Source organism: Kitasatospora dryopteridis (genome assembly GCF_050749075.1).
In the GTDB taxonomy this organism is placed as follows: domain Bacteria; phylum Actinomycetota; class Actinomycetes; order Streptomycetales; family Streptomycetaceae; genus Kitasatospora.
Window position 1 is genome coordinate 2,205,161 of record NZ_CP192749.1, and the last position, 17,587, is coordinate 2,222,747.

11 protein-coding genes are annotated in these 17,587 nt (G+C 73.0%); 2 read left to right on the forward strand and 9 right to left on the reverse strand.

From position 1 onward, the window contains the following. The first annotated feature begins 795 nt into the window (after positions 1 to 795). Together ACQ614_RS10030 and ACQ614_RS10035 are read left to right on the forward strand one after the other, a co-directional pair. Positions 796 to 1,257, forward strand: a complete 462-nt coding sequence (locus ACQ614_RS10030) for a hypothetical protein (RefSeq protein WP_431678100.1) — start codon at positions 796 to 798, stop codon at positions 1,255 to 1,257. A 96-nt stretch (positions 1,258 to 1,353) separates the two neighbouring features. Then, a complete protein-coding gene (locus ACQ614_RS10035; protein WP_431678102.1) occupies positions 1,354 to 1,611 on the forward strand; it encodes a hypothetical protein in 258 nt (85 codons plus the stop codon). A gap of 337 nt (positions 1,612 to 1,948) precedes the next feature. Here ACQ614_RS10035 and ACQ614_RS10040 read toward each other — a convergent pair whose 3' ends face one another. The 9 genes from ACQ614_RS10040 to ACQ614_RS10080 form a co-directional block, all read right to left on the reverse strand. Then, a complete protein-coding gene (locus ACQ614_RS10040) occupies positions 1,949 to 2,332 on the reverse strand; it encodes a WXG100 family type VII secretion target (RefSeq protein WP_431678103.1) in 384 nt (127 codons plus the stop codon). Between the two features lie 232 nt (positions 2,333 to 2,564). Further along, positions 2,565 to 4,496, reverse strand: a complete 1,932-nt coding sequence (locus ACQ614_RS10045; RefSeq protein ID WP_431678104.1) for a hypothetical protein — start codon at positions 4,494 to 4,496, stop codon at positions 2,565 to 2,567. A gap of 29 nt (positions 4,497 to 4,525) precedes the next feature. Next, positions 4,526 to 7,018 (reverse strand): SUKH-4 family immunity protein, encoded by a 2,493-nt coding sequence (locus ACQ614_RS10050; RefSeq protein WP_431678106.1) that lies wholly within the window; start codon positions 7,016 to 7,018, stop codon positions 4,526 to 4,528. Positions 7,019 to 7,107: 89 nt separating this feature from the next. After that, entirely contained in the window at positions 7,108 to 7,836 is a 729-nt protein-coding gene (locus tag ACQ614_RS10055; protein WP_431678107.1) for a hypothetical protein, read from the reverse strand. A gap of 117 nt (positions 7,837 to 7,953) precedes the next feature. Further along, the gene (locus ACQ614_RS10060) at positions 7,954 to 8,193 is read right to left on the reverse strand and encodes a hypothetical protein (protein WP_431678108.1); all 240 of its coding nucleotides are present in this window, start codon (positions 8,191 to 8,193) and stop codon (positions 7,954 to 7,956) included. 86 nt (positions 8,194 to 8,279) lie between these two features. Then, positions 8,280 to 8,525, reverse strand: a complete 246-nt coding sequence (locus tag ACQ614_RS10065; RefSeq protein ID WP_431678110.1) for a hypothetical protein — start codon at positions 8,523 to 8,525, stop codon at positions 8,280 to 8,282. Positions 8,526 to 8,741: 216 nt separating this feature from the next. After that, positions 8,742 to 10,535, reverse strand: a complete 1,794-nt coding sequence (locus ACQ614_RS10070; protein ID WP_431678111.1) for an ATP-binding protein — start codon at positions 10,533 to 10,535, stop codon at positions 8,742 to 8,744. Between the two features lie 47 nt (positions 10,536 to 10,582). Further along, positions 10,583 to 12,559: an SUKH-4 family immunity protein gene (locus tag ACQ614_RS10075; RefSeq protein ID WP_431678112.1), complete on the reverse strand. Its 1,977-nt coding sequence runs from the start codon at positions 12,557 to 12,559 to the stop codon at positions 10,583 to 10,585. A 9-nt stretch (positions 12,560 to 12,568) separates the two neighbouring features. Then, positions 12,569 to 17,446: a toxin glutamine deamidase domain-containing protein gene (locus ACQ614_RS10080; RefSeq protein ID WP_431683880.1), complete on the reverse strand. Its 4,878-nt coding sequence runs from the start codon at positions 17,444 to 17,446 to the stop codon at positions 12,569 to 12,571. Between the last annotated feature and the right edge of the window lie 141 nt (positions 17,447 to 17,587).

Consider the following 17,587-nt stretch of genomic DNA (forward strand, 5'->3'; position numbering starts at 1 on the left):
GCGTGGGCCGGTGCCGGAGCGTCCCCGCCGCGGACGGGGCCGTACGCGGGCCGGTCGCCGCCGTGCGAGGGGGCCGCCGAACCGTCGTCGCCGCCCCGCACCGGGCCGGGCCGGGACTCACCGGAGTGCGCCGGCGCGGGGGCCGAGTCCGGGGTGGGGTGGCTCGGCGCCGGGCCGGGACGCGAGTCGGGCGTGCCGTGCGGAGGAACGGACGCTCCATCACCACTGCTGTGCGGCACCCCGGCGTGGGAGGGCGCGGCGTGGGACGGCGCGGGTGCGGGTGCGGATGCCGAATCCGGCGTCGGGTGGGCAGGGGCCGGACCGGGGCGGGGCGTGTCCGCACCCGACCGCTCCGAGGGGCCGTCGCCGCTGCGCGCCGGTCCGTCCGAACCCTCGTGCCTGGCAGGGGCCGGACCGTCGGAGCCCGGAGCGGGCCGACCGTCCGTCCCCGTGTGCGCGGGCGGCGCGTCCGCACCGCGGCCGTCACCCGCCGAAGGCGCGGGACCGTCCGAGCCGGGCGTCGGCCTGCTGTCCGTCCCCGTGTGGGCCGGAGTCCCGGTGTCGGCGCCCGCCGACGGGGTGTGCGAGGACGAAGGCGGCGGGGTGCCGTCGCCGCCTGCAGGCGTGTGGTTGGCCGCAGGTGCGGGGTCGGAGCTCAGCCGCGTACCGAACGGGTCCGTCGGCGCCGAACTCCGCCCGTCGCGGCCGTCGTTGGCATGCGAGGTCGAGGAGCCGCCGTCGTTCCGGCCACCCGTCCCTGAGTCGCCCTGCGACCCCGACGGGCCCGAGGAACCGGTGCCACTGGCGGAGGAGCCACTGCCCGAGGACCCGCTCCCGGACGAACCGCTGCCCGACGAGCCACTGCTGCCCGACGAGCCGGCGGAACCGCTGGAACCGGTCGAGTTCCCCGACCCGGAGGAACCGGAACCCGAGCCGGAGCCCGAGTCGGAACCCGAAGAACCCGAAGAACCGGAAGAACCGGACGTACCAGTGGAGTTGGAAGATCCGGACGATCCCGAGGAGCCCGAGTCGCCGCCGCTGCTCCCGCTGCCGCTCTCGCTACTGCCGCCGCTCCCGTGCCCGCCGCCCGAGCCGCCACTGCCGTGCCCGGCCGCGTTGTCCAGGTGGTGCCGCGCCGCACCGCCCGCCCGCGAACCCAACCCGTCGCGCAGCGACTCGGTGAACGTCTGCTTCCAGTTCTCCGCGGAGGACTTCCCCTCCTCCCACCCCTTCTTCGCCGTCCGCCCCAGGTCATAGCCGTCCTGCGCACCAAAACCCTGGTTCACCGTCTGCGCGATCAGATCCGAGATCATCGCCTGCACCGCAGAGACGATCGGATCCTTCAACGTCTCCATGATCGCCTCGATCAGCGCATCACGAAGCTCCTTCAACAACCGGCGAACGATCATCTTCGTCGCCTGCGTCGCCCCCAACGCACCCAGCTCCGACAGACCGAACGTGAACGGCGCCGCCGCCTGCGCCGCAATGATCTCCGCAGCCAGGATCACCAACTGCGCGATCACCGCGATCTTGCACGCCACCACGATCACCGCAGCAGCCTCGAACGCCGCCGCGATCAACCGCGCAGCCGTCGCCGCATCCGCCAGATAACCGTCCCCACCCGTCGAGAACTTGTCGAACGCCTTCCCGAACGCATCGATCGAGTCACCCGAGTTCGCCGACCGCACACTGTTCGCCGCCGACAACGCCCGATAATTCAGATCGTCGACCTGATCCGCGAAATCACGCCACACCTGCGCACACTCACGCAGCTTGTCCTCGTCCGCCTTCGGCCAGTCGAAGCCGAGCATCTCCAGGACCCACTCAAGGCCGTCCGGCAGCATCAGCGACACGAGTCAGTTCCCCCCAGCGAAACCCCGCGCCGGTCGGCGCGCGGGCAGAGACGGACGAGCAGGACGAACAGGCAGGACGGACCGGCGCGTGCGGGTCAGACCTGCGGGCGGTACATGGTGTGGATCTCGTTGCCCAGGGCGTCCGTCCGGCCGCCGAGGGCGTCCAGCCGGCCGGTCGTGTCGACCTCGTTCGCGGCGTGGCTCTCGGCCATGGCCTGGAGCTTCTGGCCGATCTCGCCGAGTCGCTGCGCGAGCGAGTCCATGGACTCCTGCATGCCGTCGCGCAGGCCCTCGTACACGATGCCGAACTTCTCGCCGAGGTCGTCGTCGCCCCACGGCGGCTCACTGCCGCCCTCCAGCGCCTCCAGACGGGACTTCAGCTGGTTCGCCGCGTCCTGGAAGTCCTTGCCGACCGACTCGAGGTTCCGCCCCTGGGCGCGCAGATTGCCCTCGTCGACGATGATCTGCTGACCTGCCACCGAAACGCCCCGTCCCCCGTACGACTGCGGCGACCCCGCCCCCACGACCCGCGGGCCGAGCCCTGCCGTCCAACTACCCGTTAACCAACTGATCCTACGGCCTGGCCCCGGTCGCGCAGCACCACCGGCCGCCGGTTCGCACGACCCCCACGTAACCGGAACAACTTCCTCCGATCCGAACGGCTCCGGCCCGCTGAGGACCCGGTCGCCCGCAGTTGACGGGGCGCACCCGCTACTCGCTGTTCCGGTCCGTCCAGAGGTCGTACAGCGACGGGACGAAGCAGCGCTCCGCCCAGAAGCCGCCGCCGGCCGCTGCCGGGTCGACGGTCGCGACCCAGCTGGAGACGGCGCGCTCGAGGTCGTCCCCGTCGTAGTGTCCGAGCAGCGCCGGCGCGGTCAGCGCCGCGTGGTGCAGCAGGACGATCCGCAGCAGCCGGTCCAGGCTGCCCGCCATCAGCGGGAACTCCTCGCCCTCGCGGGGCCGGTGGCCGTGGCGCACCTCGCCGGTCCGCACGTCGAGGAGGATCGGCGCGCCGTGGAAGGACCCGAGCCCCTCCCACAGGTCCGGCCGGCCGTCGACCGGTCGGAAGCCCTCCGCTGCGGGGTCGACCGTACGGAGCCCTGAGGTGCCCTCGGTCAGCGGCCAGCCCACCCCGGTCAGGAACGCCCTGGCTCCGTCGTTCCCGATCCCGGCCGGAACGAGCCCGTCCGGGAGAGGACGGCACGCCCCCGGCCCGAACGCCCGGTCCTGTTCCAGCTCTTCCCGGCTCACGGTCCCGCTCAACGGCAGCGGGGGGTTCGGCCACACCGCCCGGCCGGCCACGCTGTACCCGGGCCTCCCGTGCGGCACGGACGGCAGCCCGGCCAGCCGTTCCTCGTCCACCAGCGCGCCGAACAGACCGCACCTGCCGGAGAACACCCACAACGTGCCCCCGGACGCACCGGACGGCGTGCACTGCACGGCCTCGTCCACCGCACCGGGCACCCACGGCAGCCGCCGCGCCAACTCCGTACGCTCCGCCGGGTCGAAGGACGACCACGCCCCGTTCACCCACCGCACGGCGCGGCCGGTCCCGTCGTCCTCCTCGACCTCCTCCAGCAGGTCCTCGTCCGGACCTCCGAGGAACTCCCCCGTCTCCACGTCCCACAGCCACTCGTGCTCGACGTCCCAGTCGTCCTCGTCCTCCCGTCGGATCGCGAAGGCAACACCGCCCTCCTCCCGCTCCACCAGGTGCACCTCGTCGGCGAGAGGAATCGGATCGGTCAGCGGCGCGAGCCCACTCGGCCACTGCCAGCGCGACCACGCCGTCCGCCACGGAAGGCGCACCCGCGCCGCCACCTCCTCCGCAGCCTTGCCCAACCCCCGGCTCACCAGCGCATGGTGGACCCAGGACAGCCACTCCTCGTGGCTTGCCGGTGCGGCCAGTCCCTCCAGCAGCAGGCAGTGCAGATCACCCGCGACCGTGCCCAGCGGCACGCCTTCGGGGTGCGCCGACGCCAGCCCCAGGCCCAGCCCGTACCACTCGGACTCCACCAGGAAGCCCGGATCGGCGATCCACTCCCCCAGCTCCCCTGCCAGCGCCGCGTGCACCGGCCACACCGTATGCAGGTACCCGGCCGCAGCCGGCTCCCCCCGGAGCCCCAGCACAGCCCGGTGAACGGCGCGCTGCTGATCCGCCGACAACGGGAAGCGGCGTCGCACCTCCCGGTGCTCCTCGGCACCGGTGAAGCCCACGCCGTCGGCGTCGAGCACCAGCAGCGGCTCCCGCTCGGCGAACTCCTCCAACGCCTCGGACGTCACCGGCCCTGCCCCCAGTGCCCCGGCGAACGCCCGCCACACCGGCACCGGTGCGCGGAAGGTCTCCAACGCCGCGGCAGCGGCCAGCCAACCGGCATGCTCCGCCGGGAGATCGACCGGACGGGCCGCCGCGGCAGCCGTTTCCCCGACCACCACCGGCACGCCGAGTGCCTCCCGAGCGTGGTAGCGCGCCCACTGCCGGACCCGCGCCGGCTCGCCCGTCGACCGTACCAACGGCCCTGCGGCCCCGACCCGTTCGAGCAGCACCTGCTCGGCCCCATCGGCCTCCCCCACCAGCCGCCACGCCTCGGCGACGACCGCCTCCAGGCTCAGCCCGGCGCAGTCGATCCGCACGATCCCCTCCACGGCGCTCCTTCCCCTCGACATCGGCCTGTTCAGGGCGCCAGGCTGTACATGGAACCGTCCTCGACGGTCTCGAACCACCACCAGCCGGCGCCCTGGTCGGCGGCGGCTTCGGGGTCGATCCGGGTGAGCGCGGCCCGGAGGAAGCCCAGGAACTCCGCGCGCTCCCCGCCGTCCCGGGTGGCCGAAACGCAGAGCGCCCAGGAGGTCAGGGCCTGGCAGGCCGCGAAGGCGGCCGCGGACGTGTTGAGCAGGTCGGGTTCGCCGCCCTCGGCGTACATGATGCGGCCGGTCGTGTGCTCCACGCACAGGGGGACGACGTCGTCGGCGCAGAGGCCGATCACCGTATAGCCCTGCTGGTCCTCCTCGGCGGGCTCGCCCTGCTCCTCCTGGTGGTCGGCCAGCGTACGGAGGTCGTCCAGGCACTCGGCGATCTGCTGCCCGAACACCGGGTACCCGGGAAGTCCGGTCTCGGAGAGCACGCGGGCCGTCCCGTCCGGGACACCGGCCGCCACCAGGCGACCGTGGTCGCCCCGCACCACCCCGTGGTGGTAGTACCGGCGCAGCTCCTCGGCGTCGACGCCGTTCCCCGCCCACCAGTGCGGCGGCGGCAGCAGGCGGGGATCGGTCGCGGCGGGCGGGAGCCCGGGCGCCGGACCGGTCGGCGCGAGGGAGATCAGGGCCGCGCCGCTGTGGCCGGCCAGCAGCACCCGGCCGCCGGGCAGCGGGTACGCCCGCACCCTCGGGTAGCGGGACGCGCAGAGCGTGTGGACCGTGCCCCCGTCCGGCAGCCCCGGGCCGTCCACCCGGACCTTGAGGAGATCGAAGTCTTCCAGTACCTCGACGGTGCGGCCGGAGCTCCCACCGGTGCCGGTCGGCTCGGTGTCGGCGGCCGGCTGCCCGGACAGGGCCCCGCCGAGCTGTCGGCCGTCCGCCAACGCGTACCAGCGGTACTGCCAGTCGTAGGGCGAGTACACGCACACCCGGTCGACCGACCCTCCGGAGGTCTCCCCCGGGCCGCGGCCCCAGCCGACGACGTCGACCGGTCCCGTCCACCCGGGCGCGAACTCCCGGGTATCGAAGACCCCGAGCGGCCGCCAGCGCACCCACTCGGCGCGCCAGGGCAGCACCAGGCCCAACCCGTCCAGCACGGCCACGAGTTCGACGTCGCCCCACATCAGGGCTGCGAAACGCAGCCGTGACACCCACTCCGCCGTCCCGCAGCTCTGGTCCTGGCGATACATCCGCACCGCCTCCGCGACCGCGCCGCGGCGGCGGCGTGCACCGGCGTCCGCCGTCCGCGGGGCCGCTGCAACGGCCTCGGCCAGCGTCCGCGGATCGCCCAGCGCCAGGACCAGCGGATCCGCCAGCCACTCGTCCAGCAGCCCGCCGCCCAGGGCGTGGGCGACGCCGAACCGCAGCGCGTACTCCTCCGCCGGTGTGAGCGGCCGTCCGGCGGCGACCCCCGCCAGGTCCTGCGGCAGCCGCCTACACACGGCGACCGCGATCCGCCGCTGCACCTCGGCCGCCTCCGTCCCGTACGCGGCGAGGGCGGCCTCCGCGAGAGCGGCGTCCCGCAGGCGGGCGTGGCCGGCCGGCACCGGCCCGGCCGCGGCCAGCGTTCCCAGGCACTCTTCGGCGCGTGCCAACTCCTCGGCGCCGAAGCGGTGTCCGGACAGCTCGGCGGCGGCCTCCAGCCGCAGGTCGTCGGGCATGCCGGGCAGCCCTTCGGCGAGCAGCAGCGGGGCGAGCAGGTGCCGGGCGGACTCCGCACCCGGCACACTCGCGAGGAAGTACTCCCAGGCCCCCGGAAGCGTGCCCGGGAGCACCGGGTCGGCCCGGCCACGCAACCGGACCGCCGCCGCCAGGACCTCGGCGAGCAGCGCGTCCGAACCGGCCGCCGCCTTCGCGATCGCGGCCGCAGCGCCGGAGGGGTCGTCCACCGCGACCGCGTCCGGCTTGTCCAGCAGGCCGCACAGCCCGGCCTCCAACTCGCCCACTGCCGGCGCGAAGCGCTCCGCGTCGAGGTCGACCACCGAGTCCGCGAGCGCCGGACGGCGGCGCAGCAGGTCGGCGAGGGCCTCCCGGCCGACCTCGGCCAGCACCCGGGTGCGGTGTGCGCCGCCGCTCCAGCCCTGGTCGAGCAGTGCGTACAGGAGCTCGGGTGCCCGGTCCGCGACCGCAGCCCGCAGCATTCCGGGCGTCCCGGTGAGAACGACGGCAAGCGGCCGGTCGGCCTCCGCCAGCCCGGCGGTGAACCCCCACACGTCCTCGCCGTGGCGGAGGGCGTCGGCCGCGCCGAGCTCCCCGGCGAGGGCGTGCGCCCATTGCGCGGCGGTCAGGCCAGTGGCGTCGGCGGCCCCGTCGACCGTCCCGGCCGCCTCCCCGGCGACCCGGGCGAGCAACTGCCGCCCGGCCGGGCCGCCGCCCGTGACCAGCCTGATCCGGTCGGCGGGATCGCGGCGCTCCAGCCAGGCCAGCAACTCGCGGGCAGCGGCGTCCCGGGCCGCGGGCTCGAAAAGCATTTCGGGGCTTCACTCCTCGGTCTGTGCCGCGCTGCCGCGGTCGTCGGGTCGTCGGCCGGTGGACATCTCCGATGCCCCGGCTCTCCGGCTCAGTAGTCCATGATCTCCCGCCATTTGCCGGGCAGTTCCGCCTGGATGCGGTCGGCGGCCTCGGACGTCAGTGCCCTGACGTGCAGCCACCCGAGCTCCGCGTCCTCGTCCGAGCGGTCGTCGCAGACCAGCACGTCACGATCGGTGAACCATCGGTACAGGCCGCCGGAGGCCTCCGGTCCGTACAGCGACGGGACGGCGGTGAAGTGGCGTTCCAGGTATTCGGCGTCACCGGGGAGCCGTTCCCTCGTCCAGCCTCCGACGTCGCCGCACAGGGTGTTCTGCGACATCAGCAACTCGATGCAGGCGAGGGAGAACCGGTCCGCGTGGGCACTCCATTCGTCGTCCTCGCCGACGTCGGTCACCACCGGCGGGTCGGTCTCCGAGAGGCGGTCGAGCGGAATCCCGCAGGCGTACCAGAAGAGCTTCTCCGTCTGCCAGACCAGGACGCCCTCCTCCGCCCACAGGTCCTCCGGCGAGTACGGGTAGCGGAGGGCGTGGAAGAGGTCCCAGCGCCGCCCGAAGCGGGAGTACCACTCGCGCATCGCCCCGGGCAGGGCAAAGCCGAGCCGCTGCTCGGCGGCGGCCAGCTCCTCCTCGGGAAACCCGTCACCGGACTCGATCGGGGCCCCGAGGTGGGCGGCGAACCGCTCGACGAAGGTGAACGCGGCGGACGGGCCGGCGAGGGCCGCGGGCAGGTCGACCCTGAGGTCAAAGCTTTCGGACATTCAGGAACGGTATCCCGGCCCGCGGACACCGCTGTCGGCCGCTACAAGCGCTCCCGAGCGCAGACCGGCGGGCCCGTGTTCGAGCGTACGATGCCGAGCAGCCATGCCGGACGGGCGTCAGTCCGGAGGGACCGGCACCTCGCCGGAGTCGAGAAAGAGGTAGTCGTACACCTTCCGGAGGTATGCGTAGAGTTCGTCGTCCGACTCGAAGTCGATGAATGTCATGTCGCAGTACCCGCCGTGCGACAACGGCCGCTCCTGCAGGACGAAGTCGAACATCTGCCGGAGGTCGTCGGCCCAGTCCGACCGCCTCACGTTGGCCAGAACGACGGGCATGTAGGCGTAGGCCGTCTCCACGTGGAGATACTGCTGGATGAATCCGGCCGGAACCATTCTCAACGAGCAGGGTCGGCGCAGGTCGTCACGGTCTTGTCGCCTCTCCCTCACCGCCGGTTCTCTCGGCCACTGTTCGACCAGGTTGTGCAGGTGGTCGCCGACTCCTGGTCGTCGTCCCAGTCCGGGACACCGAACCCCGACTGTTCGGACACCTCGCGCAGCACCTCGGCCTGCGCCGGTCCGGAGGCGTTCACGGCAGCTTCCGGGTCGGTCGGCAGGACAGCATGCGCATCGGTGACCGACCTGCGACCGACCACCCGGAACGGCCGCGCATCGCTCTCGCGTCCGGGCATCAGCCGGGCGGAAGCGGAACCTCGTCCGCACCGAGGAACAAGTACTCGTAGACCTTTGCCGAGGTAGGCGTACAACTCAGCCTCGCTCTCGAAGTCGACCCAGGTCGTCTCGCAGTAGTTGATGGAACGCCATCTCCACGTTCAGATAAGTCTGGAGGAAACCCTGCGAGATCTCCCGTCCCCAACGTCACGGATTCGGCAACCGCCCGATCCGGCTCAGTTGCCGGGGATCTGCACGCGCAGCGCGCTCAGCCCCGCGCTGTCCGCCACCAGGACGATGCCGTCCGGCGTGACATCGGCCCCGGCAAGCGGAACGGTTGCGGCGAACACGGCCAGCTGCCCGCCCTCCGCCTGCCAGATGCGGAGGTAGTCGCCACCGACGCCCAGCCTCAGGGCACCAGTCTCCCGGTCCTCGTCCGACGGCCGGGCCAGCTGCGCCGGGTCGCCGTCCAGCGGCTCGCCGGTCTGCGCCTGGTAGGCGACCAGAGGCTGATCTCCCCCGGGTAGGTTGGCCACCACGGCCGGAGTTCCGTCCGGGCCCGCTGCGGAGGTGATCCCGGCAATCCCCGCCAGCGGCCTGTGCCAGAGTGTGTGCCAGGGCAGGTCGACACCGAACCCGGTGACGGACAGGCCGTCCTGGCGGCACCCGTGCTCCAGCAGGCCCGCGATGGTGCGGGGGTCTGCCTGGGTGCGGGTGAACAACGGAGCCAGGCGCAGCCACGTCCGCCCGACGGCCGGTAGCTCCGCACCGGTGCCGGCGAGGTACTCAGCAGCGGCGCGGAGCACCACCTGGTCGGCATGGACGAGGAACGCCGGGTCGGCCATCAGCTCCGGCAGGATGCCGCCCTCCAGCGCGTGCCGGATCAGGCCGGTGCGGGTGTAGGCCGGCGCCTCGGACCACCGCCCGGGCCCCTCGGGGAGCCGGGCCAGCAGGGCGGTGGCCATCCTGCGGCTGCTCTCACGGACGGTCGTGCCGAACCGCTCCCGCAGTTCGTCGGCCAGGGCCGGGTGCCGCAGCCGGACCGCGGGCTCCGATCCTTCTCCGTCGCCGTCGAGCAGGTCGAAGAAGGGGAGCAGCAGCCGCTGACCGTCGGCAAACACCGTGGACAGGTCCTTGCCGGCCACCGCCGAGGCGAGCGGCTCCCAGAGAGGGAAGGGCAGGGAGGTGCCGGCACCCGCGAGTGCCAGCGGGGTGAGCAGTCGGCGGAGGGTGAGTTCGTCGGTGCCGCAGCGCTCGGCGTGCAGGTCGAGCGCGTCCCCCACCGTGCTGGGGAAGTCCGCTGCAGGGCCGTCGGGCACGGCCGTCAGCGACCAGGCGGCCAGCTCCACGACCAGCGGTCCACTTGCCTTCCGGGCGATCGCCTCGGCCTCCTCCGGCCGGGCGACCATGGCGGCGGCCTGGAGCCACAGGGCATCCGCGTCCGCCCACGGCTCCACGTCGAGGTCGATCACCAGGAGGTCCTCGGCGGGCAACCGTTCCGCCAGCCACTCGGCCTGCGTACGGGGCACGTCGGTCAGCAGGCGGATTCCGGGCGCGAGTGCCAGCGGCAGCAGGACCTCCTCCGCGACCCGAGCCGGACCGTCCAGCTCCGGAAGGACACCGGACCGGTCCACGTCGGCAACGACGACGGGAACGGGAAGCTCCTGCGGCTCGGCGAGAAGCGCGTACACGTCCTCCGTCCGGTCCGCGTCGATTCCGAGCTCGTCGGCGACCAGCCAGAGCAGTTGGGCGGGCGTCAGCCCGTCGGCCGCGAAGACCGGCGGCACCGGAAGGCCTTCCGGCGGCACGGTGTCCGGCTGGAGCGCGTTGGTGTCGATGAGCTTGCGGTACTCCGGGTCGCAGAGCATCAGGAAGCCGGTCAGCAGCCGTGACCTGCCGCTTCCCGGTGCCCCCGTGAGCAGGACGGTGGCCGGGGACGTCCCGTTGGCGAGCCATGCCGCCAGGGCCCGGAGCGCAGGCGCCCGCCCGCCCAGGTGGGGGTGCGGCTGGTGGACTGGCTGGGACGTCAAGGTTCGGTCTCCAAGGCTGAGGTGGTGAAAGGAAGTGTCCGGGGGCTCTATTCGAGCCAGCCCTCCCACAGATCGAGGAGGGTCGGGTTGAAGTACTTGTGTTCCCAGAAACCGCCTTCGGCGGCCGCCGAGTCCACGATCCGGATCCAGCGCGCGACGTCCTCCTCGAGATCCGTCGAGTCGTACACGCCGAGCAGTACGGGCACCGACAGTGCGGCCCGGTGCAGCAGCACGATCCGGAACAGCTGCGGCAACCCACCGGCCACCAGGGCGAGTTCGTGATCCCGGCCCTCGCAGAACACCTCACCGCTGCGGCCGTCGAGAAGGATCGGCGAACCCCAGAGGTCGCCGAGCCCCACCAGCAGATGCGGGCGGTCGTCCGCAGGCTGCAGACCACCGGCGGCGAGTTCGACCGTCGACAGGACCGGGTCCTCCGTCACCGGCCAGCCCACCTCGGTCAGGAACTCCCGGGTGCCGGGGTGTGCCATCGCCGCAGGAAGCAGCTCGGGCGCCACCGGCTGGCACGCGTCGGCACCGAACGCCCAGTCCTGCTCCAGTTCCGCCCGGGTCAGCACACCCGTGAGGGACACGTCCGGCACCGGCCACTGCGCCCGGGGAGTGAGCCCGTGTCCGGACAGCCCCCGTGACACCTGCGGGAGTTCCGCCACCAGGTCGTCGTGCACCAGCGCGCCGAACAGCCCGCAGCGCCCCATGAACACCCACAGCGTGCCGCCTGCCGCGCCCAGGGGCGTGCACAGCACGGCATGCTGGACCGACTCCCCCATCCACGGCAGCCCGAGCGCGGGGAGATTCCGCCTGCTGCTGGCCCACTCGCCGTTCACGTGGCCCGCGGTGAGCCCGGTGAGGTCCTCGGCGCGGGCCACGACCTTGTCGTGCGGTGCGGTGTTCGCCGCGCCGAGCAGCTCCCCCGTCCGGGCGCTCCACAGTTGCTCGAACACCGTGCCCGACTCGTCGCCCCAGGGCTCGTGCCGGGTGGCGAGGGTCGGACCGTCGGGCCCGTGCACGAGACAGAGTTCGTCCTGCTCGATCTCCTGCGGCAGCCGCGGCGCGTACCCGCTCGGCCACTGCCAGCGCGACCACAGCGTCCGCCACGGCAACCGCGCCCGGGCCACCACCTCGTCCGCCACCGCCGCCATCCCGCGGCTCACCAGCGTGTGGTGCACCCAGCTCAGCCACTCCTCGTGGCTCGCCGACGCGGCCAGCCCTTCCAGCAGCAGGCAGTGCAGATCTCCTGCGACGCCTCCCAGCGGCACGCCCTGTGGATACATCAGCGCCAGGCCCAGACCGAGGCCGTACCACCCCGACTCCACCAGGAAGCCAGGGTCCTCCAGCCAGTCCTCCAGCTCTCCGGCCAGCGCCGCGTGCACCGGCCGTGCGGCGCCGAGGTAGGCCGCCACGGTCCCGTCGGTCCCGTCGGTCCCGGCGGCGTCGGACCGCAGTCCGACCAGGGCACGGTGAACCGCACGCTGCTGCGCATCGCTCAGCGGCAGCCGGGCCCGGACGGCCCGATGGGCCACCAGGTCCGCGAAGCGGACGGTACGGCCCTCCACCGTGATCTCGGGCCTGCGGGCTGCGAACTCCGTCAACTGCTCGACCGACACGGGCCGGCCCGTCAGGGCGGCCGCGAACGCACGCCACACCTGCAGGCCCGAGCCCGGCAGTTCCAGGGCCGCCGCCGCGGTGAGCCAGAGCAACTCGTCCAGTGCCCCAGGGAGGTCGTGCCGGGCAGCCACCTCCGACCGGTCGTCGGCATCCGCGGGCGGGACGATCGTCACGGGCCGCCCCACCAACTCCGACACCGCCCGGCTGCCGCAGGACATAATGCGCTTCGGCTCGTCCGAGCTCACCAGTGGACCGGCGAGCTCCACCCGCTCGAGCCGCAGGTGGACGCCCGGACCGGCCTCGCCGGCCGCGCGGCCGGCCGCGACGACTGCCGATTCGAGGCTCTGCCCGGCACAGTCGACGACAACGGAAACGGCCCGGGGCGAGTCATCGTTCGTCACGCGGCAATCCTATGCATCGGCCCCGCCGTCCCTCCGAATGCTCGCACGCATCCACAGGACCTCGAGGTTGCGCATGTACCAGCGGGTGTCGGCGCTCTGCCGGAGCCGGGCCTTCGTCGCGGTCATCGGCGAGCCGTCGGTGTCCTTGGCCCCCTCGACCATCGGTCCGGCCCGGTACCCGATTCCGTAGCTCACCTCCACGCCGGACAGGGCGGGCGAGTTGCGGATGTAGACCGAGCAGTCGTTCGAGCCCTTGACGCCGCCTGTCCTGCCACCGCCGGACGAGCGCCCGCAGGGCTCTCGCTCGGTGTAGAGGTGCACGGGTTCGAAGGGCTTCTGATCAGCCGCGACCCGCGCCTTGTTCACCTCGTCGAAATACTTGCCCACATGGGGTTCGGAGTGGTCCTCGTGTTCCTTCGCGGTGCCCGACAGGGAACTGTCCACGATGTAGCGGGTCTCGCCGCTGTCCGGATCCCTGACCTCCAGCACCGCGAAGTTCCGCCCGCTCATGTCCAGGCTATTGTCGGTGCCGTTGGTCGTCGCCCGTAGGTGGTCGGACCAGGAGGTTCCCCCCTCCCGGTCGCCGTACTTCGGCTTCAGCTCGTCGAAGATGCTCCTCGCGGGACTCTTGGACGGGCCCCACATGTCGAACTTCTCGTGGAAATGGACACCCCACGAGCGGCCGTCCGGCGGACGCGGGGAATCCGGGTCCGACCACTCGTATCCGTCGTCCCGGCCGCCGAGCGCGTAGCCCACCGCGCTGCCCCGGTGGAAGCTGACGTTCATCCGCGCCAGGACTGCGATGACGGCGCCGCGCTCGCGGGGTTTGAGGGAGTCGAAATCGGAGAGCGCATGGCTGAGTTCGCTGTGTGTGAACCCCCTGGGGACGTTCGATCCCTCGACGCTGTTGCGCTTGGCGGACTCGTCGAACAGCCGTTGGATGGAACCGTCGCGCTCCCAGCCTTCCATCCGACTGAACACGTCGCCCAGGTCCGTCTGGTGGACGACCTGATCGACCCGCAGCTTCTGCTGCGAGTCGTCCGGCAGCCGGCTGTGGTGCTGATGTTCCTCGCCCTGCCGATCGCCGTACTCGGCACTGCCCTTGACCTCGTCCCGGGTGGTGATCTCCGGCTTGCCCGGGGCCTCGGGATCGGACGGCTTCTTGGGTTTCTTGGCAGCCGGCCCGTCGTCGCCGTCCGGATCGAGCTTGTGCTTGGTCCCTGCGACCTCCTCCGGGGCCCGGCGGTCGGGGCGGCTGTCGGTCCGGGTGTGGTCGGGCCTGCCGGAGTCGGTGTGCGGGGTCGCGGGCCGGCGGTCCGGACCGAGGGGGATGGCGAAGACGCCGTGGTCGCCGCTGTGGAGGGGCTGGTTGGAGCGGCGGCCGGTCTGGGCATCGACGTAGGTGATCTTGCCGTTGTGGTTGACGGCGTTCCAGGCGTGGGCGCGGCCGTCGGCGTCGCGGGTGATGATGACGGCCTGCGAGCCGTGGCCCTCGCGGCGGAGGGTGTCCTCCAGGCGGCGGTAGGCGTCCTTGCCGTCGCCCATGTCGGAGAACTTGGCGCCGAGGGCGTTCTCGATGCGGTCGCGTCCGCCGCGCTCACCGCGGTCCGAGGGGTTCCCGTCGGCGTCGTGGTCGGGGGTCCGGGCGGCTGCCGGGGTCGGGTGGCCGGAGTAGGTGTCGACGGTGGCGAGCGCCACGTCGGCGCAGTTGTTGCGGCGGCCGGGCGCGTCCGGGTCGCCGTTGATGGCGCGCGGCCAGTCGCCCTCCGGGTCCGGGTGGCGCTGCGGCTTGCCGTCGGCGTCGCGCGGGACGGAGTTCTCGACCCGCTCCCGGTCGTGGTGACCGGGCTCGACCAGGCCGCCCGGACTGCCGTACGGACGGTCGGCGGTGGCCGGACGGTCCGGATCGGCCGGCTTGTGGTCGGGGGTGGTGTGGTCCGGGGTGGTGTGGTCGTCCGGCTTGTGGTCGGGAGTGGCCTGCTCGGGGCCACGGTTCGGCGTGTGCTCGCCGTTGTGGTCGCGAGGGTCCGCTTCGGGGTTGCGGTGTTCCGAGGTGTCGGCCGGGCGGTCGTTACCTCGGGCACGATCGTCCGGCGTGCGCTCGGGAGTGCCCGCCGGACGGTCGGCACGCGGGTCCGGGCGAGTGGGTGCGTCGGCCGGACGCTCCGCCCGCGGGTCCTGACGCGGAGCGCTGTCGGCCGGGCGATCGGCACGGGGGTCCGGGCGGGTGGTCCCGTCCGGACGCGGAGGCGCCGAAGTCGGCCGGTCGCCGGCCGGACGGTCGGCACGCGGGTCCGGGCGCGAGGCGGTGTCGGGGCGCGGGGCACTGGTCCGCGGGTCGGGGCGGCCGGCGGTGGGTTGCTGGCCCAGGTTGGTGGGGCGGTCGGTGCGGTCCGGGCCGGGGTTGTTCCGCTGGCCGGGGACGGTGGGCCGGTCGGCGTCGGCAGGCCTCGTGCCGGTGGCGGGGCGGTCGGCACGCGGCGTGGTCGCGCTGCCCGTGCCGGGCGTCCCGGTGGTCGGCGGGACACCTGCGCCGGGGTTCACCGGGCCGGGGTTCTGGGACGGCTGGCCCGTGGACGGCGCTGCGGCGCTGTCCGTGGTGGGCGAACCTGGCGTGTGGGTCGGCGGTGCGTCGGCGACCGCGGTGGAGGCGGTGTGGACGGTGGCCCGGTGCGGCACGTCCGAGGACGGCGTGCGGGAGCCGTCGCCGGCCGGAACGTGCGGCACCGACCCGGTGTGCGGCGGCACCGCCGAACCGGAACGTTCCTGCTGCGGAGCGCCCTCCTCGGCCCGTGGGGCGGACTCGTGGCGCTGCGGCGGCGCCTCGTGCCCGGGACGGCCGGCCTCCGGACCGCTGTGGGACTGGGCCGCGGTGCTCGCCGGGGCGTCGCCGCGCACCGGCCCGTACGACGGGGACGGCCGGCTCTCGCCACTGTGGGCCGGAGTGCCGGACGACTCGTCGCCACCGTGCACCGGCCCGTACGACGGGGTGGTGGTCCGTGCATCACCGGAATGCGGCTGGGCGTGCGAGGGCGTCGAACCGGCATCCGAGGACGGCCGGGACGTCGGGGAGTCGGACGCATGGCTCGGTGCCGGGGACGGCGACGAGTCGGGCGTGGGGTGGGTCGGTGCCGGTCCGGGCCGGGAGTCCGGGGTGCCGCTGTGCGTCGGGGTGCCGGCGTCGCCGCCGTGGTGCGGAGCAGCCGCATGCGCCGGAGCCGGGCCCGGGGCGGGAGCGGGCGTGGCGTCGGGCCGGGCGTTCGGGGTGCCGCCGTGGGTCGGGGTCGACGATCCGTCACCGGTGTGCTGGGGCGCCGGGGTCTGCGACGGGGCCGGGGCGGGCGCGGGAATCGCGTCGGGTGTGGGGTGTGCGGTGGTCTGGCCGGGCCGGGCGGTGTCCGCGCCCGAACGGTCCGAGGGGGCCTCACCGCTGCGTGCGGGCCCGTCCGAAGACCCGTCCTGTGCGGGAGGGGTCGGCCGGCCGTCCGTACCGGTGTGCGCGGGCGGCGCGTCCGCACCGCGGCCGTCACCCGACGCCGGCACCGGACCGTCCGAGCCGGGCGTCGGCCTGCTGTCCGAGCCCGTGTGGGCGGGAGAGCCGCTGTTGGCGCCTGAGGAAGCCTGCGGAGTCCCGTCGCCACCGGCCGGAGTGTGGTTGGCCGCAGGGGCGGGGTCGGAGCTCAGCCGCGTACCGAACGGGTCCGTCGGCGCCGAACTCCGCCCGTCGCGGCCGTCGTTGGCATGCGAGGTCGAGGAGCCGCCGTCGTTCCGGCCACCCGTCCCTGAGTCGCCCTGCGACCCCGACGAGCCCGAGGAACCGGTGCCACTGGCGGAGGAGCCACTGCCCGAGGACCCGCTCCCGGACGAACCGCTGCCCGACGAGCCACTGCTGCCCGACGAGCCGGCGGAACCGCTGGAACCGGTCGAGCTCCCCGACCCGGAGGAACCGGAACCCGAGCCGGAGCCCGAGTCGGAACCCGAAGAACCCGAAGAACCGGAAGAACCGGAAGAACCGGAAGAACCCGACGTACCAGTGGAGTTGGAAGATCCGGACGATCCCGAGGAGCCCGAGTCGCCGCCGCTGCTCCCGCTGCCGCTCTCGCTACTGCCGCCGCTCCCGTGCCCGCCGCCCGAGCCGCCACTGCCGTGCCCGGCCGCGTTGTCCAGGTGGTGCCGCGCCGCACCGCCCGCCCGCGAACCCAACCCGTCGCGCAGCGACTCGGTGAACGTCTGCTTCCAGTTCTCCGCGGAGGACTTCCCCTCCTCCCACCCCTTCTTCGCCGTCCGCCCCAGGTCATAGCCGTCCTGCGCACCAAAACCCTGGTTCACCGTCTGCGCGATCAGATCCGAGATCATCGCCTGCACCGCAGAGACGATCGGATCCTTCAACGTCTCCATGATCGCCTCGATCAGCGCATCACGAAGCTCCTTCAACAACCGGCGAACGATCATCTTCGTCGCCTGCGTCGCCCCCAACGCACCCAGCTCCGACAGACCGAACGTGAACGGCGCCGCCGCCTGCGCCGCAATGATCTCCGCAGCCAGGATCACCAACTGCGCGATCACCGCGATCTTGCACGCCACCACGATCACCGCAGCAGCCTCGAACGCCGCCGCGATCAACCGCGCAGCCGTCGCCGCATCCGCCAGATAACCGTCCCCACCCGTCGAGAACTTGTCGAACGCCTTCCCGAACGCATCGATCGAATCACCCGAGTTCGCCGACCGCACACTGTTCGCCGCCGACAACCCCCGATAATTCAGATCGTCGACCTGATCCGCGAAATCACGCCACACCTGCGCACACTCACGCAGCTTGTCCTCGTCCGCCTTCGGCCAGTCGAAGCCGAGCATCTCCAGGACCCACTCAAGGCCGTCCGGCAGCATCAGCGACACGAGTCAGTTCCCCCCAACTGACGATCCCGTCCGGCCGGAGGCCGGTTACGGGCGAACAAGAACCAAGCACAGTACGACACACGACGATCGATCAGATGATCCTACTCATCGCACTGACGCGCCGACGCCCCC